The organism is Aquimarina ulvae (genome assembly GCF_053613295.3).
In genome coordinates this window covers 327,240-351,837 of sequence record NZ_JBSIBP030000001.1, presented here as the reverse complement: position 1 = coordinate 351,837, position 24,598 = coordinate 327,240, and the positions used below count along the sequence as shown (strand labels likewise).

The following is a 24,598-nucleotide window of genomic DNA, read 5'->3' as shown; positions in this document are numbered from 1 at the left end:
CATAATTTTCTCCTAAAAACACAAAAAGTGTTTGAAAGAATTATCAAACATCGGTCAGTACCAAACAGAATAGTATATTTGAACCTTGATAGTAAAAAAATTATATGACTCCAGTTGTTTCTGGCTTTTCTAAGCTTTCTAAATCTGATAAAATAAAATGGTTAGTTAAACATCACTTTAATAATGATCAAAATACGGTTGATCTCCTTAAGACATATTGGAACTCTGATCAGAAGCTTCAGCAGTTGCACGATGAGTTTACAGAAAACACCATCTCTAACTATTATCTTCCGTTCTCTGTGGCTCCCAATTTTCTTATTAATGATGAAAGGTACACCATACCAATGGCTATAGAAGAAAGTTCTGTGGTTGCTGCCGCCAGTAAGGCTGCAAAGTTCTGGCAAAAAAGAGGAGGGTTTAAAGCTGAAGTTTTATCCACCGTGAAAGTCGGGCAAGTACATTTTACGTTTAATGGAGATATAGAAAAATTAAAATCATTTTTTAGAGGTATCAAAACCCAACTCATCGCTTCAGCATCACATATTACTAAAAACATGGAAAAGCGTGGTGGTGGTATTATTGACATAGCGTTGCGGGATAAATCTTCGGAAATTGAAAATTACTACCAGCTTCATTGTACTTTTGGCACTGCAGATGCTATGGGAGCGAATTTTATCAATTCTTGTTTAGAACAATTTGCAGGTTTTTTAACCAAAGCTGCTCTTGAGCATGATGAGTTTACCGAAACAGAACAACACATAGAAATCATTATGAGTATTCTCTCTAACTATGTTCCTAACTGTCTCGTTAAGGCCTCTGTTTCGTGTTCTGTTAATGATTTGCCGGAGATTGGAAAACTTTCTGCTCTCCGATATGCCGAAAAGTTTGTACGCGCTGTTCAGATCGCAAAAATAGAACCTTTTCGAGCTGTTACACATAACAAAGGTATTATGAATGGTATTGATGCTGTTGTACTGGCAACCGGAAATGACTTTAGAGCGATCGAAGCTGGTGCACACGCATATGCTTCTAAGGATGGATCATATACCAGTCTTACCGATGCCAAAATTGAAAATAATGTTTTTTATTTCTCCATCCAAATACCGTTAGCTCTTGGAACTGTAGGAGGCTTGACTTCGCTTCATCCTTTGGTGAAATTAGCTTTACACCTTTTAGGGAATCCAAATGCAAAAAAACTTATGGAAATTACAGCGGTAGCAGGTCTTGCTCAAAACTTTGGGGCAATCAACTCGCTAATTACTACAGGAATACAGCAAGGACATATGAAAATGCATTTAATGAACATCCTCAATCAATTTCGGGCGACCAATGAAGAAAAGGATCAACTTGTTGAATATTTTAAAACCAATACCGTTACACATAGTGATGTTGTACAACAAATTGAAAAACTGAGACGTTAATTAATTAATTAATGAAAAAATCATTTTACAGCCACGGTAAACTTCTTCTTACTTCAGAATATCTTGTACTTGATGGTATCAAGGCACTTGCCTTGCCAACAAAAAAAGGGCAATGGTTATCTGTTGAAGAAAATAATTTAGATACCCTTATCTGGAAAAGCTTAGATCACGATGGCCAATGTTGGTTTGAAACTGAAATTAAACTCCCTTTAGACACTTTTGAAGGTGACGATATATCTAAAACATCTATCTTAACGGACGAAGAAGGATTGGGGATTACTGAAACACTTCTGGAAATATTGAAAGTTGCACAAGAGTTAAACCCAAAATTTCTTTCTTCCAAAATGGGATACACTATCGAAACCAAATTAGAATTTGACAGAGAATGGGGATTAGGCTCCTCTTCTACTCTTATCAATAACATAGCTCAATGGGCTGGAGTAGATGCTTTTGTATTACTTACAAAGAGTTTTGGAGGAAGTGGTTACGATATAGCGAGTGCTCAACACAAAACCCCTATACTGTACACCAGAAAAGAAGAAAGACCTATTGTCAAAGAAGCACATTTCAATCCTATTTTTAAGGATCAGCTATTTTTTATCTATTTAAATCAAAAACAAGACAGCAAACAATCTATTAAACGATATCAATCATTGCCTCTGAAAGATTTTGATAATGCTTCAAAAATAATAGGTCAAATAACCGAAGCTGTATTAAACTGTGCTGCATTATCAGAATTCTGTGATCTCATCAATCATCATGAAGAAGTAATTTCTAGAATTATTAAAACACCAACTGTAAAATCGAAACTATTTCCTGATTATGCTGGAAGTATAAAAAGTCTTGGTGGCTGGGGTGGTGATTTTGTTTTAGCAACAGGTACTATGGCTGATATGGAATATTTTAGAACTAAAGGTTATCATACAATCATTCCTTATAATGAAATGGTCCTATAAAACCAGCTTCAGAAACTTTTTTTATCTTTTAAAAGATTTTCAGGTTTACCCTAACCTCTTATTGCATACTAATAGAAGATTACCCTCCTATGTTAATACTTCACAAGTATTAATCTTAAAATCTAAAAAATTGTGTATTTTATTAATTCAACGTGGGCGTTTAAGCCTATTGACTTATCTGATTCTTTATCAGACGATTATTGGTCTGGCGCATTCGAAAATCAACTAGCAATACCAATAGAAAAGCCAATACTGCAGCAAGCTACTACATACCTGATCAAAATGCCCCTTTTGGAGTTAAACTCAATATCATTGGTAATAGAATTCAGATTCAATCTTTATATGATACTTCAGTAAGAAAATATAAAGTACTGCATCGAGAAGGTAAAAGTGGCACCTTTAATCCTATTGCGAGCGCCTAGACAATCTATGTTTGAAACGGTTCTGATTATATTTTAAGATCCTATACTATAGATGCTCATGATTTCTATTATATGCCATATTCAGAATCCGATTATTTAATAGACGATTTTTTACTACTATTCGATGCTACCAACCTAAAACCGGATTTCATCAGTTCAAAATGAGTTTTATACATATAGCAATATAAAAGTTTCTGCGCCAGCACAAACACTTACACTATATATTAATAACAACATTCCCGAAGTTAACCTTAATAATATAAAAAATAATGGTACTAATAGTAAAGCCTGTGAAATCGTGAATCCTAATCATGCTTTTGGCAGCATTACATTTGACTATAAAGCAATTGATTATGAGGGCAACCTAAAAGATTATAGTCTAAGAGCATTGTGGGCAGATATTAAAAGTGCATTATTTGATTCTAAAACACACAGTACATCATTAGGTATTTCTTAATTAGGTCAAAAGAACATCATCACTCCTACATCGAGAGTTTGGATACCATCTGTTCTATGTGCGTATACATTTAAAGTAACCGCTTCTGCAAGAACCCAAACGGATATGGTTTTGTAGGACACAATGCCGCCAGGAAATCCGTTACAATTCTTAAGTAAACTTTTAATCTCAATAGAAAGGTTCAAAACATATCGTTTGTGAGCCTTTTATAATTTCATTCCCAACACTTGAAGTATATAAAAAATCTATATTAAACATTTCTTTCAGGAAAAGTTAAATTTATTTTGATATTAATTAAATTTGCATTTAAAATACTGATTATTAACTATTTATTTTTTACCAAATGAGTAATAAAACAAAATGACAATACACTGTATAGGCTATGTTAAGATATTGGTATGAACACTATACTATAATTCTTATGTAGGTTTATCACCTCGTTTGATATAGATATTTTTAATTATGTTAATAAAATAAAGCTGAAAATTTAAAGCATTCGTACTCTAAAAAAAGAAGAAAACAAGTTAAAGAAAACTATTTACTTAAAATTAATCATACACTTTTCGTGATTTTTTAAATTTTGTATAGTAGTTAATTCAATAGCGGCTTAATTTTCACTTTTAAAGTATATTAAATATTGCACGTTAAAAACGTAAAAACTACTCTCGAAATTTAAAAATATTGGCCCCATGAAAAGAAGAATTCTATTTACTACTGTCTTATTATTGTTTATAGTTCCTTTGGCTAAAAGCCAAATTCTCTATAGTGACAACTTTGATGAAGGCATACTTACAGCGGAATCAACTTCTGCTTACACAGCTTCCTTATCAAACAACAATTTACTAATCGAAGCCAATGGCACTGCAGGAGCGTTTAGCCCTTTTACTTATACATTACACAATAATGGTTCTGATATTTCTGTAGATATATCAAGCCAAATCAAACTCTTTATCAAAGTAAAAGGTACTTCAAATCCTGGTTTGAGAATCGACATTCAAGATGAAGATGGGTTTGTAACTAATTTAAGTCCACAATCTCTGAGGATAGATAATGAGGCTACTATTTACGAACTTGATTATTCTTCTAATTTACAAGACGGAGGTTATGGAGGTTCTGATTGCACACAAGCTACTGCTCCCTGTCCTGTAGACCCTGCTAAAATAGCATTTATCCAATTTTTTATGAATGCTGCCCAAGGAGGGTACTCTGGGAACATTGAAATCGACTGGATTTCTTTTGGAGAACCTTTGGAAACACCTCCGCCACCCTCTGAATTCGATGTTCGTTATAATCAGGTAGCGTATCTGATAGGTAGAAATAAAACGATTAGTGTTGCTGCTCAAGGTAGTTTTAGTAATCAAGCTTATGCAATTCTGGATGATTCTGATACTATTGTACTATCAGGAACCACAGGTACCTCTTCTCTATGGAGTGATTCTGGAGAACATATTGCTAACATAGATATTTCGTCGTTAGATACTGCAGGTTCTTATCGTTTTCAAATTGACTCAGAAGAAATTACTTTTAATATAAGCTCAGACGGGTATGCTGAGCTTAGGGAAGAAGCCTTTAAATATTACTATTATAATCGTTCTTCTACTTCTTTAGAAGCGGCACACGCAGGCGTGTATGCAAGGCAGGCAGGAACTCCTGATGATGTGGTTCTAGTTCATTCGTCTGCGGCGACATCCGAAAGACCTACGGGAACAATCATCTCTGCATCGAAAGGCTGGTATGATGCCGGTGATTATAATAAGTATATAGTAAACAGTGGAATTAGTACATATACCCTATTAGCTGCTTTTGAACATTATAAAAGCGAGTGGGAAAACTTACAGTATGATATTCCAGAACAAGGTGGAGATCTTCCAGATATTTTAGATGAAGTTTTATGGAACTTAGACTGGATGCTTGATATGCAAGACCCTAACGATGGTGGGGTTTATCATAAATTGACTGCTAAAAATTTCTCTGGTAGAATTATGCCAGCCGCATATAATTTAGATCGATATGTAGTACAAAAATCAACAGCGGCTGCTTTGAATTTTGCGGCAGTTACTGCGGTGGCTTCCAGAATATTTTCTGATTATGAAAATGTCAGACCAGGATTTAGTACTCAGTTAGAGCAAGCCGCTAAAGATGCGTATTCATGGGCAAAAGCAAATCCTACGGTATATTATCAACAACCTTCGGATATAGCAACAGGTGTGTATGGAGATAATAATGTGACTGATGAGTTTCAATGGGCAGCAGTTGAATTATTTATTACAACCGATGAAAATACTTATAGAGATGATATCGATGTGAATTCCATTGGAGGCGGAACTCCAGGCTGGCCCTACAGTGATCCTTTAGCGCTAATATCCATAGCAAACTATACGACCAGTTTATCAAGTTCTATCAATGTAACTACGGCTAACAATACATTATTAGGTACAGCAGATGAATTAAAAAATCGTGTAAATTCCTCCCCAATGAAGATTACAATGTCTTCCAATGATTTTGTATGGGGAAGCAACGGAAGTGTAGGCAATCAATTGATATTACTTATAAGAGCATATGAGCTTACCGACGATGAATCTTATTTAGAGGCAGCATACACTGCTATGGATTATATCTTTGGTAGAAACGGAACTGGGTATTCTTATGTAACCGGGTTTGGAGATAGACAGGTATTTGAACCCCATCATAGAATATCCGATGCAGATGGTATTTCTGCCCCCATACCAGGAATGATTGTAGGTGGACCACAAAATGAAAACAATCCAGATACGGGTGATTGTTCTGGTTCTGGTGTTAGTTTTCCTTCAAATCTACCAGCTTCAAAATATGTCGATCACTGGTGTTCTTATTCTACAAACGAGATTACCATTAATTGGAACGCCCCTTTGGTCTATGCGATGCACGCGTTAGATTTCTATCAAAAAGAAGCGGTTACCTTATCAATCGATGAACTTAACCAAAACGTAAACGCCATAAAAGTTTACCCCAATCCTACTAGTAACATATTGAATATAAAACTTCCAACAGTTTCTTCAGCTTCTACTATTGAAATTTATTCACTTCAAGGTAAAAGGATCTTAACTAAAGAAATAAGCACATCCTCTAGTGTAGATATTAGTAATCTTACTATTGGATTTTACCTGTTAAAGATCACTACCAACGGTCAAAGTAAAATAACCAAAATTGCTAAGCAGTAAAAAACCTGAGTTAACTAAGAAACTCTAAAGAACTAGAACAGTTTTATTAATCGGGGAATTATTAACAGTTATCTCCTGACAAAATTAGATTTAAAAGAAGGAAAATTGTGCCGCCCTTTTGCTAAATCTCTGTTAGTGTAATCACTGTTCATAAGTACCAATACTGACCAAATTCTAAACAAAAGGCTCAAAACATATTTGTTCTGAGCCTTCTATATTTTAAAACCAGATTATTATTTTGAGAGCTTGCGTAATGTAACCCATTGCTTGAGCATATCTCTAGAATCACAGGCAGGGTAGCCTAAAACAGTTTTCCCTGCAGGAACATCATTCATCACACCTGATCCTGCACCTACTATAGCTCCAGAATGAATTGTAGTATGATCTTTTATCGAAGCACTTCCACCAATAACGACTCCATCTCCTAACGTAACAGAGCCTGCCAGACCGCTACTCCCTGCCATGACACAGAAACGACCTAATACACAATTGTGACCAATTTGTACTAAATTATCAATTTTACAACCATCCCCTAATATAGTAGAACTAAACTTTGCGCGATCTACACAAGAATTAGCTCCAATTTCAACCCCATTACCTATGACAACATTACCAATATGCGGTATTTTTATAAGTCCACGACCGTCTTCACTAGGAAGATATCCAAAACCATCGGAACCGATACTGACGTTATTATGAAAAATACAATCATTCCCAATTTCAGAACGTTCTCTAATTACTGTACCAGACCAAATAATGGTATTATCACCTATAACAGAATCATCAAAAACAGTTACATTAGGGTAAAGTACAACACCATCTCCCAAAACAACGCCTTTACCTACATAACAACCTGCACCTATTTTACATCCAGCTCCTATAATAACGGATTTATCGATCACTGCTGTTGGGTGAATATCAACATCAAAAATCGGATCATTCAAGCGAAACATTTCTAATAATTTAGACATTGCTACATCTGCATTCTTCACCATAATAAATGCTCGATCCAGACCAGGTTCGATATCCAAGGTTTCATTCACAACAGCAATACAAGCTTTAGATGCACCCCATAAACGTGCATATTTTTTACTTCTTACAAAGGTAATCTGATCATTTTTTGCATTCTTTAATTGATCTAATCCTGTTATTCTTTGCTTTGCACTTCCTATTAACTTTCCTTGTAAAATAGTATTGATTTCCTCTATTGTAAATGATATCATTATGTTTTATTAATGGGTTATTTAATTCTTTGATGTATCATTCTATAAATTCACAAAGTCGTTTTCAAAAAAAGGAATATTAAAATAATAAAAAAACACAATTTAGCATTTTTTTAACAAATCCAATATCAAAAATCAAAATATATCATCTTTGCTTTCATTTTTCTATAAAACATAACCTGTTATATAGAGTATTAGAGCTACTTTAAATAAAAAAACCTCAACTCCTAAAGGAACTGAGGTCTTCGTAAAATATAAGATAACACTATAATTACATTTCTAGTGCCTTGTTTATATTGTTATCCATTAATAATTCTTCTGGGTTTTCTAATGCTTCTTTAACAGCTACTAAAAACCCAACAGATTCCTTCCCATCAATAATCCTATGATCATAAGATAAGGCTACATACATAATCGGAGCTACTACAATTTGTCCGTCTCTTACGATTGGTCTTTCTACAATATTATGCATTCCCAAAATTGCACTCTGTGGAGGATTTATAATCGGAGTTGATAACATACTGCCAAAAACCCCTCCATTTGTAATAGTAAAAGTTCCGCCAGTCATTTCATCGACCGTTATTTGTCCTTCACGAGCTCTGATCGCTAATCTTTTAACCTCAGATTCAACACCTCTAAAACTAAGGTTTTCGGCATTTCTAATCACAGGAACCATTAATCCTTTGGGTCCGGAAACTGCAATACTGATATCTTGAAAATCGTAAGAAATCATCTCTTTACCATCGATCATTGAATTTACAGCAGGATACATTTTTAATGCTCTTACGCAGGCTAAGGTAAAAAAGGACATAAATCCAAGGCTTACTCCGTGTTTACTTTTAAATGTTTCTTTATACTTCTTTCTTAGGTCAAAAATCGGCTGCATATCCACTTCATTAAAAGTGGTTAACATCGCTGTTTCGTTTTTTACAGAAACTAATCGTTCGGCAACCTTACGACGCAACATGGATAGTTTTTTACGTGACTCCCCTCTGCTTCCTGGTCCTGGAGTTCCCATAGATGGTTTAGCATCAATAGCATCTGCTTTTGTAATTCGACCGTCACGTCCAGTTCCTTTAACATCAGAGGCGTCTATTCCTTTTTCTGCCAACACTTTTTTTGCAGCTGGAGAGGCTGTTCCTGTCGCATATGTATCTTGTTTTTGTGCTGGAGTTGTGGGCTTAGATGGAGCTTGAGTCAATGCTTCAGCTTTAGGACTCTTTATTGTATCTTCAGATTTATCACGTTGTTCGTCTAGATCCATAGCTGCATTACCTGGACCACCTTCATCTCCTTCGTTATCTGCATTCCCGTCAGGAGCTTCTGCTTCTGTATCAATTAAGCACACCACCTGGCCAACTGCTACAGCATCGCCTTCTTCCGCTTTCAGCGTTATGATCCCGCTAGCTTCTGCAGGAAGTTCTAATGTTGCCTTATCACTATCTACTTCCGCAATTGCTTGATCTTTAGTGACATAATCACCATCTTCTACAAGCCATTGAGCTATTTCTACTTCTGTAATGGATTCTCCCGGAGAAGGGACTTTCATTTCTAAAGCCATAATTCTAAGTTTATACTTTATATCGCTTTCGCGAAAATATTTCTATTTGTCGTTATTTTACCTTATTATTTCTTTTTTCTTCTCTGATTATCTTTTGTCTTATCAAAAACATAATCAATCACTTCCTGATGTCTTCTCTTAGACCTTGTGGCACTACCTGCTGCAGGCGCACCATAAGGTCTTCTGCTGGCAAATCTAAATGAACTTGCCTCATCATAGTGCATCAAAACATGGCTCAATGCTCCCATATTACGAGGTTCTTCTTGCGCCCAAACGACATCGGTCGCCTTATACTTTTTAATCAGTGTATCCATTTCTTTTGACGGAAGTGGAAATAATTGCTCTATTCTTACCAAAGCAACATCTTTTCTTTCTAATTTTTCTTTTTCTTCCAACAGGTCATAATAAAATTTACCGGTGCAAAATACCAATGTTTTTGTTTCTTTTGCCTTGGCATCTTGATCATCAATGACTGTTTGGAAACTACCCTTTGCAAATTCTTCTACTGTAGAAACCACTTTAGGATGACGTAATAAACTCTTTGGTGTAAAAATAATTAAGGGTTTGCGATAGCCAGCTTTCAATTGCCTTCTTAGCAAATGAAACATATTGGCTGGTGTTGTTACATCTGCCACAAACATATTATCTTTTGCACATAATTGAAGGTAACGTTCCATTCTAGCAGAAGAGTGCTCTGCTCCCTGACCTTCATATCCATGAGGTAACAATAGCACCAATCCGTTCTGTAGTTTCCATTTATCTTCTGCAGAAGAAATGTACTGGTCGATCATAATCTGAGCACCATTACTAAAATCTCCAAACTGTGCTTCCCAGATAGTCAACGTGTCGGGACTAGCCATGGCGTATCCGTAATCAAATCCTACCACTCCATACTCAGAAAGTAAAGAATTATAAATATAAAAATCTCCTTGATCTCCTTCTAGATTATTGAGTAACAATACTTCTTCTTCACTATCTTCAACCTTTACAACAGCGTGCCTGTGAGAGAACGTCCCTCTTTCTACATCCTGACCGCTCATTCGAACATCATACCCTTCTTTTAGCAAGGATCCATAGGCAAGTAATTCTCCCATAGCCCAATCTAACTGATCCTTTTCGAAGTACATTTTATGTCTTTGATCAATCAATCGTTCTATCTTACGAAGAAACTTCTTATCTGAAGGCAATTTTGTAATCACCTCAGCAATTTCAGTAAGACTATCTTTAGGAAATGTCGTATCGACGGCTGTCATCATTTCATCCTCCTGAACTCTAGTAAATCCGGCCCATTCGTCTTGCATAAACGGAGTTATAACCGTTTTTTCTTGTTTACGAGAATCTTCTAATTCTTCTTCAAGAGACGCTTTATATTCTTTTTCAAGTTCAGCTACGTGATCTTTATTAATAATCCCTTCAGCAATTAATTTTTCTGCATAAATATCTCTTGGATTTTTATGCTTTGAAATGGCCTTGTATAACTTTGGCTGTGTAAAACGTGGCTCATCACCTTCGTTATGACCGTACTTTCTGTATCCCAATAAATCGATAAATACATCTCGTCCAAAATTCATTCTAAAATCCAATGCAAAATTTGTTGCGTGTACCACTGCTTCTGCATCATCCGCATTCACATGTAACACAGGAGATAACGTTACTTTACCAACATCAGTACAATAGGTAGAGGAACGTGCGTCTAGATAGTTGGTAGTAAATCCTATTTGGTTATTTACAACAATGTGGATTGTTCCTCCTGTTTTAAACCCATCTAACTGTGCCATCTGTACAATTTCATATACTATTCCCTGACCAGCGATAGCTGCATCACCGTGAACGACAATTGGTAAAACCTGTGATATATTTTCTTTGTAATATTTATCTTGTTTTGCTCTGGTAATCCCCTCTACTACAGCACCAACAGTTTCTAGATGAGAAGGATTAGGAGCGATATTCATATTGATTGCTTTACCAGAATCTGTTTTTCGTTTGGAGGTCCAACCTAAATGATATTTCACATCTCCGTCAAATACAGCTTCTTCATAATCTTTCCCATCAAACTCACTAAAAATATCTTTAGGACTTTTCCCGAAAATGTTAGTCAATGTGCTGAGACGTCCACGATGCGCCATACCCATTACGAACTCTTTAACTCCCATATCAGCAGCTTTCTCTACCAATGCATCTAACGCAGGTATTAATGATTCTCCTCCCTCTAGAGAAAAACGTTTCTGTCCGACATATTTGGTATGTAAAAAGCTCTCAAAAGAAACTGCTTGATTCAGCTTTTTAAGAATATGCTGTTTCTGCTCCTCAGAAAACTTGGTCCTATTTGTATTGAAATTTATTCGCTCCTGTATCCATTCTCTTTCTTCGGGATTACGGATATACATATACTCAATACCTATAGCGTCACAATATATCTGTTCCAGATGTACAATGATATTGTTTAAGGTATCTGGCCCCAAAGCGATAATCTCACCAGCATTAAATACAGTATTGAGATCACTCTGACTTAATCCAAAGTTTTCTAATGCTAGAGAAGGATGATACTTTCTTCGTTCCCGTACCGGGTTTGTTTTGGTAAATAAATGCCCACGTGTTCTGTAAGCATCTATGAGACGTACTACCTGAAACTCCTTCTTAAAATTCTCGGGAACTGCAATCGTGGTGTTCTCTGATTCTTTTTCTATGTAAATCGCTTCTCCCGTGTCATCTGCACTTTCTAATCCAAAATCAAATCCTTGAAAAAATGCTCTCCAACTAGGTTCTACACTATCTGGGTTTTGCAAATATTGATCATATAAATCTGCAAAAAATGCGGTATTAGCCGCATTCAAAAATGAATATTTATCCATATGTAAGTATTCAACCGTCTTTTTATTATAAAACATAACAAAAATACAATAATTACAGTATATTAAGTACCGAATTACATATATTTATTGTAACATTTTTTTATAAATTTAACAATGAAAGTGTTTCTTCTTCACAAAATCAAATTTCCGATCTTAGCTTTCTCGCTTTTACTTTATCTTCAGCAGGGATATGCTCAAGATGATAGTTTCTGGTCACATGTTAGGATTGGAGGAAACATTGGGATTGGATTTACTAATGACACCTTTAACGGTGTTTTGGCACCATCGGCGATATATGACTTTAACAATCAATTCAGTTTTGGGTTTGGTCTTAATTTTGGATATACTGATTCCAGAAATTTTACCGCTACTAACTATGGCGCCAGCATTATAACTTTATACAATCCACTACCTGCATTACAACTATCCACAGAGTTCGAACAAATGGGAGTAAGCAGAAGTTTTGAGATCGAAGGACAAAATATAAACGATAATTATTGGTACCCAGCACTATTTATAGGAGCTGGTTATCGAATTGGATTCGTCAGTATTGGTCTACGTTATGATGTTTTATATGATGATTATAAAAGTATTTATGCCAGTGCATACGCCCCTTTTGTGAGGGTTTTTTTCTAAAAAACCATACTATAAACCTCCAAAATGCGTTTTTAATCCATAAGAAACTACCAGTTATCTAATATACAAAGGAATACCTATGGCTTTATTTAATTTTTTTTATTTTTATCGATCATTTTATTATTAAAACCCCAAAATACAATGAAAAAGTATATACTTTTGCTATCAATTGGGATAGCCATCGCGTCATGTTCCAGTAAAAAAAATACGGTAACCACAAAATTTGATCCCAATAACAATCCTTATTATACCAAAAAGGAAAAAAAAGGATTAGGTGAAGTAAATGACCCAAAAATACAAAGGAGAATTAATACCATTATAGAAAAACACCTTGGTATTTCTATATCTTCTATTGCTATATCTCCTATTACACAAACAAATTCGGGCTATCACTGGAAATTTATGAATGTAAGAAATGGTAAAACTTTTGTTGGATCTACCGATCTTACATTTAAATCTGTTAAAATAGTAAAGAACAATAAAAAATCAAACACTCAAGTTTCTGATTTTTAGTAAATTACATTTACTTACCACATATGAAAAATGCAGTTAGGTTTTCGGTTCGAATAACTTTCTAGTTTCTTTTCCGCTTTTCGTAGCAATTTATATTTAAAACGTATATCTTCAACATCTTCTACGCAGTTCCCTTTTTCAAAGGAAAGGGAATTAAAATAATCTTGATCCCAGTCTGATAATTTTTTGCCGTGTCTTCTTTCGAAGCACATTTTGTTATGTTCATTTTTAAAAAACATTCGTTGTTCTGATACTTCTACAACTTTCTCTAGGCTTGTTGATGAAACGCCCTGACTGCTTTCTTTATACAAGGTATTCATAAACATTTCTTCAGAAATTGAAGATTTTATCCTTAACGTATCATTTTCTAAATAGTAATTTTCTAAAGATGTGGCATTGCCAAAGCCCTGTTTGTAAATATGAGTCATTAATAATAATTTCTTATTTAGATAATAAAACTCGATTCTACCAGACAAATCTTCTCCGCATTTATAATATTTTGTTCTCTTTTTAATCAACGTATCCTTATCCTTAATTCTCTTCATCAAGGATTCGTATGAGCTGTTGGTATCATCATAAACATCTTGACCAAAACCAAGGGTCAAAACAAACAAAAACAGAACATTGGTAAATATTTTCATAAGTTATCTGTACGTTATAATGTATTTCTAAAGCATACTTTTTGCCATTCTCTTTTTAAAATCAGAAATGTAGCATATTTTGCAATTACCATACTTTCATCTGATTGGCAATTTTTAATAGCATTTTCAGACACATCAACTGCATATAGCAAATTCAAGAAATCGTTAAATGTGTTATTCAACTTTTCTAAAAGTAATGCTTCTATTTCTAAGAAGAGTTTTTGGGGAGTGCGATTTTCGAATACCTTATAATCAATCCCAGCCCGATTAATATCTTTTTGAAGCTGCAAAATTAATTGAGGATATAATTGAGATTCCACAAGCTGCTTCATCAATTGATCAATAGATACAATATGCGAATTATTAGACATCTCTATTCATTAATTGTTCTCCAAAAGTTTGTAAAACTTTCTTTTTATCTTCCGAAATTGATAAATCATCCAAAACCTTAAAGGCTTTTCTGGTATATTGTTCTATTTCCTGTCTTGTTTTCTCTCTGGCACCAGTCGCTTCAAAAATAGTTTTTACTGTTTTGATTTTTTCTGAGGGGTTTTCAGGGTTCAAAGAAAACAAGCCTTCTAACTGCTTTCTTACACTGATATCTGCATGTTCTATTGCCATTAAGTACAAAAAGGTTTTCTTGTTTTCGATAATATCTCCTCCTACTTGTTTCCCAAAATTAGCAGGATCACCAAAGGCATCTAAATAATCATCTTGTAATTGAAACGCCAATCCCAACAATCTTCCAAAATTATAAATTGCCGATCTGCAAGTTTCTGAAGCATCTGCAATAATAGCACCCATCTGCATAGCAGCAGCGACCAAAACCGCAGTTTTATATTCAATCATTTTTAAATATTCAGGAATGGTTACATCATCCCTGGTTTCAAAATCAATATCGTATTGTTGCCCTTCGCAAACCTCTATGGCGGTTTTTGTAAACAATTTAGCCAATTGCCTAAACGTTTCGCCATCATAATTTTCAAAAAGTTGATATGCATTAATCAACATAGCATCTCCAGAAAGGATACCTGTATTAACGTCCCATTTTTCATGAACCGTTTCTTTACCTCTACGTAGAGGAGCATCATCCATAATATCATCATGAATTAGCGAAAAGTTATGAAACACTTCAATAGCCAAAGCAGCATCCAGTGCTTTTTTGTAAGAACTACCAAAAATTTCAGAAGTCATCAACACCAATGTCGGTCTTAACCTTTTTCCTCCAAGATTCAGAATATACGCAATAGGTGTATAAAGATTCTTTGGCTCTTTTTGTATGGTTTTTTTTGATAAATAGTCTAAAAAATACCCCTGATAATCCGAAATCGTATGCACTTTCAATTTTTTTTGTGCTAAGGTAAAATAAATATTAAAAAACTATTCATTTTGATGCGTTATCAATAAACAAAAAAATAAGTCCTATTTCTTTGAATTTAAAAGTTTTCGGACTTCAAAAAAAACCTTAAAGCTAGTTTTGCTCTAAACATTAACAATAACAATTTTTAAATCATGAAAAAAATCAAACTTAAAACCTTAATGATCCCGTTGCTTATCCTTGTTTTTTATTCTTGTGAACTCGAAGAAACAAATGAGGCAATCGATTTTGATCAAACTACAGTTGAAGCACCAGAGAACTTTGTTGAGAACCAGCCTAAAGCAAGCATTATCGCAACAATTCAGAATGATGGAATGGAGTACACATTTATTGAAATTGAAAACGAAAATAAGAATGACTATGATATATTTTTAAAAGGAAAAGTATATGATTATGAAAAACTAACTGATATAGATTGGATGCGAGATATTGAAGGAAGAAATCCATTTGAAACATTTGTAGCGATCACGGACGACAATATTTCGATTCCAGAAACATTAGCTAAATTAGGCGGTTTAGAAGCAGTAAAAGCATCTGGCAGAACTATTGAAAATGCTAAAACAGCCATCTATATTTCAGATCCTAATTTTGAGCAAATCAAACAGAAAAGTAGTGCATGCTATAACGAGAGTGAAAGCACTTTCAGAAATCAAAGGTGTTTAGTCCCGCTAAGTTCGAATCCGGATTATATCGAATTTTGTGATTCCGGAATTTGGACAAGTCATACAAGAAATTCTACTTTTGGTGGGAATTGGCGTAAATTAAATGAAGCTTTTACATGGACTAACGTAATCTGCGGAAGTACCTCGGTAAAATTTTATCGACATAAAGGCTCTTGGCAATTAAGAAAAGAAGTTCAACTCGACAGTGGTATATGGTATTCTAGTTACTGGACTGTAACCATAACCCAGCAAAACCCTTGGCTCCCTTTTAGTCCTGAAATTAGAACCGGTAGCAGATTAAGAGTAAAACGCAATCAAAATACTTCGAACAACTCTTTTAGAGCATATACCAGATTCCGGAAAAAATTATACAACTAATGTCTCTTATTGTAATCAGCGCACTATAATTAGTAAAAAAGGTTGTCCAAATTGGGTAACCTTTTTTCGTTATATAAAAAACCTTGTAGTACTAATTACATATCCGACCAACTGATAGTTTTTGTTAGGTCATTGTTAAAAAATTGTGAAACTTAGGAAACTTTTAATGTTTTTAAAGTTTCCTGTTCTATATTTGCGCATCATTAAATCCCCCCTTAGATGAAGGAAAAAATAATTGAAAAAGCAAATGATATGTTTTTGAACTTTGGTTTCAAAAGTGTAACGATGGATGATCTTGCTTCAGAGATGGGAATTTCTAAAAAAACAATCTATGCACATTTTCAGAATAAAACAAAACTGGTAGAAGCTACTACAGAACATTTGTTTTGTACAATTAGCGATGGTATTGATGCAATTTTGGAAGAAAAAAAAGAACCTATAGAAGAATTATACGCCATCAAAGCTTTTGTGATGTATCGTTTGAAGGATGAAAAAACATCCCCGCAGTATCAACTTCAGAAATACTACCCTAAAATACATAACAGTCTTAAAGTACGACAATACGAAACCATGCAGGAATGTGTTATTGAGAATCTGGAAAGAGGTATCAAAAAAGGTGTTTTTAGAAAAAATATTGATGTTAAGATCATCTCACGCCTATATTTTATGGGAATGTCAGGAATAAAAGATCAGGAAATTTTTCCAAGACAATTGTTTCCAGTATCAAAATTGATGACTGACTACTTAGAATATCATATACGGGGTATTGCCACTGAAAAAGGATTAGAAATTTTAAACAAGCTAATAAAAGAACAATAAATTATGAGAAACCACCTTTGGTCTTTATGCTTCTTTAGTTTATTCTCGGTAGTTGTTGTTGCGCAGGAAACACCTGTTTCCTCTCAATATACATTTACATTAGATGAAGCTATTGAATTTGCACTAGAGAACAGTTATCAGTCTATTAACGCTAGGCGTGATGTAGCTAAAGCCTTAAAACAAAAATGGGAAACCACAGCAACTGGTTTACCACAAATTAACGCAGCAATTGACTATCAAAACCAGTTAAAACAACAACCTATTTTATTTCCGGAAATCGATCAATCCACAGGACAGCCTATTGAAGGTCAGTTTCAGGAGTTTTTTACACCTCAGCAACAAGCTTCAGCAACTGCTACATTATCCCAGCTTTTGTTTGACGGCTCCTATCTTGTAGGGTTAGAAGCTGCCAAAAGTTTTTTGCAATACAGTAATGATTCTGAAGAAAAAACACAGCTTAGTGTACGCGAAAGTGTTATCAATTCTTATGGAAGTGTTTTAGTCTCTGAAGACCTTGTAAAAATTCTTCAAAAAAACAAAACTACTCTGGAACAAAACTATGAAGAAAGAAAGAAAATTTTCGAAAATGGTCTTGCCGAAGAAGAAGATGTAGAGCAATTACAAATTACATTACTACAAATTTCCAATCAATTAAGTAATGCAGAAAGGCTAGCCAAAATTGCATTACAAATGTTTAACCTTACTATAGGAGTCGATGTAGATTCTAATACAATCCTAGCCGACACCTTGGATAGCTTAACGCTTAAAAACGTGGATCAAACTGTAGGATTAAAACCCTTTATGATCGAAAATAATATTGACTATAGATTAGGTTATTTATTGACTGAGCAAAGACGGTTAGAGTTAAAACTAGAAAAAAGTAAAGCACTGCCAAAGTTATCCGCATTCGTAAATTATGGTACAACTGCTTTTGATAATGACTTTGTTTTCTTCGAAAGTGAAACCCGATGGTATCAATCTTCGGTATTAGGATTTAGTCTTAACATACCTATTTTTAGTTCTCTGGGAAGAAGCGCAAAAACGCAAAGAGCAAGAATTGCCTTTGAACAAGCAAATACTTCTTTTATAGAAGCGCAACAACAAATTCAACTTCAATATAATTCCACACTCAGTGATTACCAACTTTCTTTGGAAACGTACCAGACCTCCAAGCAAAATCTTGCACTGGCAGAAAGGATAGAAAATAAAAATCAAATTAAATATACTGAAGGATTAGCATCGAGTTTTGAATTACGGCAAGCACAATTACAATTATACAGTGCGCAACAAGAAGTCCTTCAAGCGATGCTTACTATTATAAATAACAAAGCCAAACTAGAGTCAATTCTTAATACACCAAATAACTAAACATACCCATGAAAAAGATACTTATCATATTATCTGCTTTCCTTCTTATCGTTTCTTGTGGGCAAGAAGGCGGAAAATCCATAGAAAAAGTCATTGAGAAAGGTGACTTAACAGCAATCAGAGCCAAAAGAAGTGAGATTGTTGCAGAACAACAAGCGATTAACGATAAACTAAAACAATTAGATGAAGCCATTGCTTCGTTGGATACAATTAAAAAACTTCCATTAGTTACAACAATTACTGCTAAGGATACTGTATTTACCCATTATCTCGAACTACAAGGAAGCGTAGAAACTAAAAAGAATATTGTGTTATACCCAGAAACCTCTGGTACACTGGTACGGGTTTTAGTAAAAGAAGGGCAGCGGGTTTCTAAAGGACAAGTGTTGGCCAGAATTGATGATGGTGGTCTTAGTCAACAAGTAGCACAAATGGAAGTACAGGCAGAACTGGCAAAAACTACTTTTGAGCGTCAGAAAAAATTATGGGAACAGAAAATAGGTTCTGAAATTCAATACCTACAAGCTAAAACAAATTATGAGTCAACAAAAAGTGGGGTTGCACAAATGAAGAGCCAATTGGCAAAAGCTACGGTAAGTGCACCATTTTCTGGAATTGTTGATGATATTATAGCTGAACAAGGAAGCGTAGTGGCTCCTGGACAAACTGCATTGATACGTATTGTTAACCTAGATGATATGTATATAGAAACAGAGATTCCTGAAAGTTATCTTTCGAGTATTGTAAAGGGTAAAGAAGCTAAAGTATACTTTCCAGTATTAGGTGAAACCGTCGACACAAAAATTCGTCAGGTAGGCAATTACATAAATCCTAATAACCGTTCGTTTACCGCAGAAGTAGCAATACCTAACAAAAACGGACTGATCAAACCCAACCTTACCGCCAAAGTAAGAATTAATGATTACACCAGCGAAAAAGCGATTTTAATTCCACAGAGTATTATCTCAGAAAATGCTGATGGAGATCAATACACCTACATAGCCAACAGTAAAGATGCTAAAAACATTGCAAACGCTAAAAGGGTCATTGTAAAAACAGGTAAAACCCAGGGTGATTATATTGAAATTCTTGAAGGAATCACTAATGGTGATAACATCATAAGCGAAGGAGCCAGAAGTGTAAAAGATGGTCAGAAAGTAGAAATCATAAACTAAATTGTATGGAAAAGAAGAAGAAAAATGTAGATAAAGAGTTTATTCTATCCTCTTGGGCAATAGATAATCCAACGACGATCTACGTGATGATAGGTATCTTTTTGGTCTTAGGTTTATCAGCATACTTTTCGATGCCCAGAGAGAATTTTCCTGAGATCAATGAAACTAAAATATATATCAGTGTTCCTTATCCTGGTAACACTGCAGAAGATATAGAACGTTTAATTGTTGATCCGCTAGAGGATAAACTAAAAAATGTTAGTAATGTTGTGGAAATTACATCTACTTCTCAAGAAGATTATGGTATCATAACTGTAGAATTTGATGAAGATCTAAGTGTGCCGGAAGCTAAGCAGAAAGTAAAAGATGAAGTAGACTCTGAAACGGCAAATGAAGACTGGCCCACATTTAATGGTGCCAAGGTAGAACCAAATGTTTTTGATCTATCCATCTCTGAAGAAACTCCAATCATGAATATCAATATTACAGGAGATTATCCAGTAGATAAATTAAAGGAATATGGTGAGTATCTAGAAGATGAGATTGAAGATCTTTTAGAAATCAAAAAAGTGGATATTAGAGGAGCACAAGAAAAAGAAGTAGAAGTAGCTGTGGATATCTATAAAATGATGGCAGCAAAAGTGAGTTTCGATGATGTGATAAACACTATTAGAAATGGTAATGTCACTATGTCTGCCGGAAATATGATCAGCAGTGGACAACGCAGAACCATAAGAATTCTTGGAGAAATTGATCAACCATCTCAATTGAATGATTTTGTTGTAAAATCTCAAAATGGCGCCGTGTACTTAAGAGATATCGCTAAAGTCACTTTTAAAGAGGAAGACAAAACCACCTTTGCCAGAGAATTTGGTGATAACGTAGTAATGTTAGAAGTCAAAAAACGTTCTGGAGAAAACATGGTAGAAGCCGCAGAACAGATCAACAAAATTGTAGAGGATGCTATAGAAAATATATTTCCAACAGATTTAAATATAAGCATTGCCAATGATCAATCTACTAAAACAATTAATCAGGTAGATGACCTTGTAAATAATATCATTTTTGGTATCATCCTGGTTGTTGGAGTATTGATGTTCTTTTTAGGATTTAGAAATGCCTTGTTTGTGGGGTTTGCAATTCCTATGTCGATGTTCATGTCATTTATGATTTTATCCTTATTAGGGTATACGATGAATACCATGATCCTCTTCGCATTAATCATGGGGTTAGGGATGCTTGTTGACAATGGAATTGTGGTTGTTGAAAATGTATTCCGCCTGATGGAAGAAGAAGGAATGTCGCGTATCGAAGCTGCTAAAAAAGGAATTGGTGAAATTGCGTTTCCTATTATTATTTCTACCGCCACAACGGTAGCAGCCTTTGTTCCGCTGGGATTATGGCCCGGAGTAATGGGACAGTTTATGATATATTTTCCAATTACATTATCTGTCGTACTGGGCTCGTCGTTATTCGTAGCCATTTTTATTAATTCTATGCTAGTCTCGAGATTTATGGAAATTGGTGAAAAAGTCTTAACCATAAAACAATTGATCAGATTAAGTATTATTCTTGGTGGATTTGGAATTTTTATATTGATTTTTGGTGGTCCCGTGAGAGGTTTAGGTACACTAATGATATTTACCGCTATTATGTTTTGGATATATCGCTTTGTCCTTAAAAATGCTGCTAATTTCTTTCAAAGAAGAATTTTAACTTGGTTAGAAAATAGCTATCAACGCTTTTTAAACTTTGCATTAAAAGGCTGGAGATCGTACGGTTTTGTAATTGGTACGTTTCTTCTTTTGTTTATAGTATTCGGGGCGTTTGGTGCATCTGTAGGGAGTCAACGTACTAAAATTGAATTTTTTCCTGATAATAAACCCAATCAAATTATCGTATACATCGAATATCCACAAGGAACAGATATTAAGAAAACCAATACAATTACTAAAGAAATTGAAAACCGGGTTTATGCTGTACTCAATGATGAAGAATATATCGAAGGTGAAGATTATAATTACTTGGTAGAAGCAGCAGTTTCTCAAGTAGGTGAAGGAGCTGGTAACCCTCAAACAGATGGAGGTAGTAGTGCAGAAATGCCACATCGGGCTAAAATTATTGCTGCGATGAGAGAATATAAATTTCGAAAAGGAAAAGACTCTGAAGTACTCAGACAAAAAGTACAGGATGCTCTTAAAGGGATTTATCCAGGTGTTGCGATTTCAGTAGAAAAAGATGCTGTAGGACCACCTGCTGGCTATCCTATTAATATAGAAATAGAAGGTTCTGACTATGATGAATTGATTACCATAGCAGAGAAAATGCGAAACTTTATTAGTGAAAAAAATATTCCAGGGATAGAGGAATTAAAAATTGATGTGAATAAAGGGAAACCTGCAATGCAAGTTGTAGTAGATAGAGAAAAAGCTGGTGAACTGGGCGTAGCTGCTGGACAGGTAGGTAATCAATTGAGACGTTCTATATTTGGAGAGAAAGCTGGGGTATACAAAAACGATGGTGAAGATTATGATATTTATGTTCGTTTTAATGAAGATAATCGATACAATACCAGTGCACTGTTTAACCAGAATATCACCTTTAGAGATCAAGCCACAGGAAAACTGAAAGAAATTCCTGTTGCTGCGGTTGCATCAAAAAAGAACACTTCTTCTTTTAGTGCTGTCAAGCACAAAGACACCAAAAGAGTAGTTACTGTCTATTCTGGATTACAACCGGGATATACGGATGCTGGAGCCATCGTATCTCAAATACAAACGGAAATGGCAAGTTTTGAAAAATTGCCAAGAGGTGTGAAGATAGATTATACCGGGCAAATTGAAGAACAGAATAAACAAATGTCTTTTTTAATGGGCGCATTTTTCTCTGGGTTAGGATTAATTATGCTATTGCTGATTTTTCAATTTAGTTCTATCTCTAAACCAACGATCATTATGATCGCTATATTTTTAAGTTTTATAGGAGTTTTTGGTGGTATCTTAATCACTGGAGCACCATTCGTAATTATGATGACTATGATGGGGATTATCTCACTGGCAGGAATTGTAGTAAACAACGGAGTGGTTTTACTAGATTATACGCAATTGCTCATTGACCGTAAAGCTGTAGAGTTTGATCTTGAAGAGGATGAATTATTACCCAATGATGAAGTTAGAAAACTAGTCGTACAAGGTGGTCGAGCACGTTTGAGACCCGTAATACTAACTGCAATAACAACAGTACTTGGGTTGATTCCGCTGGCAGTAGGGTTTAATGTAGATTTCTTTTCATTATTTACTGAGTTCGATCCTAAAATTTATATAGGAGGAGATAATGTAATTTTCTGGGGACCATTAGCCTGGGCGGTAATTTATGGGTTGATTATTGCCACATTCTTAACCTTAATTATTGTGCCCTGTTTATTTTTTATTGTGCATAAGGTGAAAGTGCGATTTAGCAGTAAAAAAATCGCAACCACTGAAACTCCTGTAACTACTGCAACCGCTTAGGTATTTTAATCTAATTATACAACATTACATAAACAAAAAAACGCCGCAAAATTGCGGCGTTTTTAAAACTAAATTTTATTTAAATTAAAGATTCTCTGATAATGGTATTGGTAAAACATTAAAAATTTGATCTCCTGCTCTATCAATTGGTAGTGTATTTGACAATCCATATCTTCTAAGGTCAAACATTCTATGATTTTCTGACCATAAAGAATATCTTCTTTGAGTTAACATCTCGGATGTTAAATCCGCGGCGTTTAAAAGTCCTCCATAATTTGGTAAACTAGCGGAGTTACGAATTACATTTAACGCATCCTCTGCATCATCTAGATTGTTCGCTAAGATACTCGCTTCTGCATATACCAAAATTAGTTCCTCATTTCTTATGATATCAATATCCGAAACATTAGAAGCATATAATCTAGTCTCATGAGTACCAGATAATCCATCCTGAGTACTTGGATCAGGTCTTACTGCTGTTTTAGTCGTTACTCTTGTATCCCCAGCCTCAGCCTCATTTATCCAACTGTTATGTACAATAATCTGATCTCCATTATTTGGTTCTGAAGCAGAAATAGAAGGTACTCTAAATACTGGATTTGCGATATCTCCTCCACCTAAACCAAAAACATGTTTTGGACCTAAATTAAGGTCTCCCGTTAAACTAAAATAGGAGGCGTTTAATGCCGTCAATGCAGCTACACCATCTCCATCGTACACTGCCGCAATAGAAAATATAGCCCTATTAAATTGAGTAAAAGTGGAAGGGGTGTTAAAACCATCGAAACCACCACTTAAAGGAAAAGCAAATGATGTTCCTGCATTTGCTAAATCTGTACTGGCTTCATTCAATAAACCTCTAACAAATGTTAGCACTTCTCCTATCTCAAGAACTGGTCCTAAATTGTTTGGATCAGCAACATCAACTCTAGCTCTCCCGTAAGATTTCAAAATCTGGAGTAATTCATAAGAAATCATTGTTTTTGCATATCCTAAATAGCCATTCCTTTCTTGATCTGTAACCGAATTTGTATTACTTACCGCTTCAATCAAAATATTAGCATTTTTTATGCATCTATAACTTCCGTTCCACTGAGCTGTACTATAAAAAGAATTATTATCAAGGGTTATTCCTTCTTTTCCTAGTAGGTCTCCGGTATTTCTTGGATCCGCATCAAACAAATACAATTCCCTAGCCATCGTACCACTTGCAGTAGTTTCAATCCCTAAACCATTTCTAGTCGTAGACTCTACTCCTACTGCTAGTTCATTTAATTGGGCTACGGATGCATTTGTAAGTACTCCTCCTATACTGGGCCCATTAGGATCAACGACCTCATCTATAGAACAAGAAGTCGTTATAAAAGCTAGTAAGAATACAACTATTGTATTTCTAACTGCTACTCTAAATATATTTTCCATTTTCA

20 protein-coding genes are annotated in these 24,598 nt (G+C 34.8%); 12 read left to right on the top strand and 8 right to left on the bottom strand.

Annotation, left to right across the window (positions count from 1 at the left end):
* Positions 1-104: 104 nt before the first annotated feature.
* The 4 genes from ACWGOQ_RS01535 to ACWGOQ_RS01520 all read left to right on the top strand — a co-directional run bounded on the left by ACWGOQ_RS01535 (position 105) and on the right by ACWGOQ_RS01520 (position 3,256).
* Complete coding sequence (locus ACWGOQ_RS01535; RefSeq protein WP_452056789.1) at positions 105-1,421, top strand: hydroxymethylglutaryl-CoA reductase, degradative; 1,317 nt, start codon at positions 105-107, stop codon at positions 1,419-1,421.
* An 11-nt stretch (positions 1,422-1,432) separates the two neighbouring features.
* Positions 1,433-2,377, top strand: coding sequence for a GYDIA family GHMP kinase (locus ACWGOQ_RS01530; protein ID WP_452056788.1), 945 nt, complete (start codon positions 1,433-1,435; stop codon positions 2,375-2,377).
* A gap of 200 nt (positions 2,378-2,577) precedes the next feature.
* Entirely contained in the window at positions 2,578-2,799 is a 222-nt protein-coding gene (locus ACWGOQ_RS01525; protein ID WP_452056787.1) for a hypothetical protein, read from the top strand.
* Positions 2,800-3,097: 298 nt separating this feature from the next.
* Positions 3,098-3,256, top strand: coding sequence for a hypothetical protein (locus ACWGOQ_RS01520; RefSeq protein WP_452056786.1), 159 nt, complete (start codon positions 3,098-3,100; stop codon positions 3,254-3,256).
* A 5-nt stretch (positions 3,257-3,261) separates the two neighbouring features.
* Here the strand turns inward: ACWGOQ_RS01520 and ACWGOQ_RS01515 are convergent, their stop codons facing one another.
* On the bottom strand, positions 3,262-3,441 hold the full coding sequence (locus ACWGOQ_RS01515) for a hypothetical protein (protein ID WP_452056785.1): 180 nt from the start codon (positions 3,439-3,441) through the stop codon (positions 3,262-3,264).
* Between the two features lie 504 nt (positions 3,442-3,945).
* Between ACWGOQ_RS01515 and ACWGOQ_RS01510 the strand changes: the two genes are divergently transcribed.
* Positions 3,946-6,456: a glycoside hydrolase family 9 protein gene (locus ACWGOQ_RS01510; RefSeq protein WP_452056784.1), complete on the top strand. Its 2,511-nt coding sequence runs from the start codon at positions 3,946-3,948 to the stop codon at positions 6,454-6,456.
* 233 nt (positions 6,457-6,689) lie between these two features.
* Here ACWGOQ_RS01510 and lpxD read toward each other — a convergent pair whose 3' ends face one another.
* The 3 genes from lpxD to ACWGOQ_RS01495 form a co-directional block, all read right to left on the bottom strand.
* A complete protein-coding gene (lpxD, locus tag ACWGOQ_RS01505) occupies positions 6,690-7,679 on the bottom strand; it encodes a UDP-3-O-(3-hydroxymyristoyl)glucosamine N-acyltransferase (RefSeq protein WP_452056783.1) in 990 nt (329 codons plus the stop codon).
* A 271-nt stretch (positions 7,680-7,950) separates the two neighbouring features.
* Positions 7,951-9,240 (bottom strand): 2-oxoglutarate dehydrogenase complex dihydrolipoyllysine-residue succinyltransferase, encoded by a 1,290-nt coding sequence (gene odhB, locus ACWGOQ_RS01500; RefSeq protein WP_452056782.1) that lies wholly within the window; start codon positions 9,238-9,240, stop codon positions 7,951-7,953.
* Between the two features lie 65 nt (positions 9,241-9,305).
* On the bottom strand, positions 9,306-12,092 hold the full coding sequence (locus ACWGOQ_RS01495; RefSeq protein WP_452056781.1) for a 2-oxoglutarate dehydrogenase E1 component: 2,787 nt from the start codon (positions 12,090-12,092) through the stop codon (positions 9,306-9,308).
* Between the two features lie 114 nt (positions 12,093-12,206).
* Between ACWGOQ_RS01495 and ACWGOQ_RS01490 the strand changes: the two genes are divergently transcribed.
* Both ACWGOQ_RS01490 and ACWGOQ_RS01485 read left to right on the top strand, forming a co-directional pair.
* Complete coding sequence (locus ACWGOQ_RS01490) at positions 12,207-12,728, top strand: alpha-ketoglutarate decarboxylase (protein ID WP_452056780.1); 522 nt, start codon at positions 12,207-12,209, stop codon at positions 12,726-12,728.
* Positions 12,729-12,869: 141 nt separating this feature from the next.
* Positions 12,870-13,241 carry a hypothetical protein gene (locus tag ACWGOQ_RS01485; RefSeq protein WP_452056779.1) on the top strand — a complete coding sequence of 124 codons (372 nt, stop codon included), beginning with the start codon at positions 12,870-12,872 and terminating at the stop codon, positions 13,239-13,241.
* A gap of 14 nt (positions 13,242-13,255) precedes the next feature.
* On the opposite strand, the gene ACWGOQ_RS01480 is transcribed toward ACWGOQ_RS01485, so the two are convergent.
* The 3 genes from ACWGOQ_RS01480 to ACWGOQ_RS01470 are packed head-to-tail and all read right to left on the bottom strand — an operon-like array spanning position 13,256 to position 15,220.
* Positions 13,256-13,882 (bottom strand): hypothetical protein, encoded by a 627-nt coding sequence (locus ACWGOQ_RS01480; RefSeq protein WP_452056778.1) that lies wholly within the window; start codon positions 13,880-13,882, stop codon positions 13,256-13,258.
* Positions 13,883-13,896: 14 nt separating this feature from the next.
* The gene (locus tag ACWGOQ_RS01475; RefSeq protein WP_452056777.1) at positions 13,897-14,253 is read right to left on the bottom strand and encodes a hypothetical protein; all 357 of its coding nucleotides are present in this window, start codon (positions 14,251-14,253) and stop codon (positions 13,897-13,899) included.
* Positions 14,246-15,220: a polyprenyl synthetase family protein gene (locus ACWGOQ_RS01470; protein ID WP_452056776.1), complete on the bottom strand. Its 975-nt coding sequence runs from the start codon at positions 15,218-15,220 to the stop codon at positions 14,246-14,248. The genes ACWGOQ_RS01475 and ACWGOQ_RS01470 overlap by 8 nt, the downstream gene beginning before the upstream one ends.
* 174 nt (positions 15,221-15,394) lie before the next feature.
* On the opposite strand from ACWGOQ_RS01470, the gene ACWGOQ_RS01465 reads away from it, so the two are divergent.
* The 5 genes from ACWGOQ_RS01465 (at position 15,395) to ACWGOQ_RS01445 (ending at position 23,171) form a co-directional block, all read left to right on the top strand.
* Positions 15,395-16,300 (top strand): hypothetical protein, encoded by a 906-nt coding sequence (locus ACWGOQ_RS01465; RefSeq protein WP_452056775.1) that lies wholly within the window; start codon positions 15,395-15,397, stop codon positions 16,298-16,300.
* Positions 16,301-16,519: 219 nt separating this feature from the next.
* Positions 16,520-17,119, top strand: coding sequence for a TetR/AcrR family transcriptional regulator (locus tag ACWGOQ_RS01460; protein ID WP_452056774.1), 600 nt, complete (start codon positions 16,520-16,522; stop codon positions 17,117-17,119).
* Positions 17,120-17,122: 3 nt separating this feature from the next.
* The gene (locus ACWGOQ_RS01455; protein ID WP_452056773.1) at positions 17,123-18,487 is read left to right on the top strand and encodes a TolC family protein; all 1,365 of its coding nucleotides are present in this window, start codon (positions 17,123-17,125) and stop codon (positions 18,485-18,487) included.
* An 8-nt stretch (positions 18,488-18,495) separates the two neighbouring features.
* Complete coding sequence (locus ACWGOQ_RS01450; protein ID WP_452056772.1) at positions 18,496-19,662, top strand: efflux RND transporter periplasmic adaptor subunit; 1,167 nt, start codon at positions 18,496-18,498, stop codon at positions 19,660-19,662.
* Positions 19,663-19,667: 5 nt separating this feature from the next.
* The gene (locus ACWGOQ_RS01445; RefSeq protein ID WP_452056771.1) at positions 19,668-23,171 is read left to right on the top strand and encodes an efflux RND transporter permease subunit; all 3,504 of its coding nucleotides are present in this window, start codon (positions 19,668-19,670) and stop codon (positions 23,169-23,171) included.
* Positions 23,172-23,255: 84 nt separating this feature from the next.
* On the opposite strand, the gene ACWGOQ_RS01440 is transcribed toward ACWGOQ_RS01445, so the two are convergent.
* A complete protein-coding gene (locus ACWGOQ_RS01440) occupies positions 23,256-24,593 on the bottom strand; it encodes a RagB/SusD family nutrient uptake outer membrane protein (RefSeq protein WP_452056770.1) in 1,338 nt (445 codons plus the stop codon).
* Positions 24,594-24,598: the final 5 nt, after the last annotated feature.

What these genes read in the sequence shown, in the direction of transcription:
- ACWGOQ_RS01535 (WP_452056789.1), top strand. Translation starts at nt 105, where the DNA reads ATGACTCCAGTTGTTTCTGGCTTTTCTAAGCTTTCTAAATCTGATAAA.
- ACWGOQ_RS01530 (WP_452056788.1), top strand. Translation starts at nt 1,433, where the DNA reads ATGAAAAAATCATTTTACAGCCACGGTAAACTTCTTCTTACTTCAGAA.
- ACWGOQ_RS01510 (WP_452056784.1), top strand. Translation starts at nt 3,946, where the DNA reads ATGAAAAGAAGAATTCTATTTACTACTGTCTTATTATTGTTTATAGTT.
- lpxD (WP_452056783.1), bottom strand. Translation starts at nt 7,679, where the DNA reads ATGATATCATTTACAATAGAGGAAATCAATACTATTTTACAAGGAAAG.
- odhB (WP_452056782.1), bottom strand. Translation starts at nt 9,240, where the DNA reads ATGGCTTTAGAAATGAAAGTCCCTTCTCCGGGAGAATCCATTACAGAA.
- ACWGOQ_RS01495 (WP_452056781.1), bottom strand. Translation starts at nt 12,092, where the DNA reads ATGGATAAATATTCATTTTTGAATGCGGCTAATACCGCATTTTTTGCA.
- ACWGOQ_RS01490 (WP_452056780.1), top strand. Translation starts at nt 12,207, where the DNA reads ATGAAAGTGTTTCTTCTTCACAAAATCAAATTTCCGATCTTAGCTTTC.
- ACWGOQ_RS01485 (WP_452056779.1), top strand. Translation starts at nt 12,870, where the DNA reads ATGAAAAAGTATATACTTTTGCTATCAATTGGGATAGCCATCGCGTCA.
- ACWGOQ_RS01480 (WP_452056778.1), bottom strand. Translation starts at nt 13,882, where the DNA reads ATGAAAATATTTACCAATGTTCTGTTTTTGTTTGTTTTGACCCTTGGT.
- ACWGOQ_RS01475 (WP_452056777.1), bottom strand. Translation starts at nt 14,253, where the DNA reads ATGTCTAATAATTCGCATATTGTATCTATTGATCAATTGATGAAGCAG.
- ACWGOQ_RS01465 (WP_452056775.1), top strand. Translation starts at nt 15,395, where the DNA reads ATGAAAAAAATCAAACTTAAAACCTTAATGATCCCGTTGCTTATCCTT.
- ACWGOQ_RS01460 (WP_452056774.1), top strand. Translation starts at nt 16,520, where the DNA reads ATGAAGGAAAAAATAATTGAAAAAGCAAATGATATGTTTTTGAACTTT.
- ACWGOQ_RS01455 (WP_452056773.1), top strand. Translation starts at nt 17,123, where the DNA reads ATGAGAAACCACCTTTGGTCTTTATGCTTCTTTAGTTTATTCTCGGTA.
- ACWGOQ_RS01450 (WP_452056772.1), top strand. Translation starts at nt 18,496, where the DNA reads ATGAAAAAGATACTTATCATATTATCTGCTTTCCTTCTTATCGTTTCT.
- ACWGOQ_RS01445 (WP_452056771.1), top strand. Translation starts at nt 19,668, where the DNA reads ATGGAAAAGAAGAAGAAAAATGTAGATAAAGAGTTTATTCTATCCTCT.
- ACWGOQ_RS01440 (WP_452056770.1), bottom strand. Translation starts at nt 24,593, where the DNA reads ATGGAAAATATATTTAGAGTAGCAGTTAGAAATACAATAGTTGTATTC.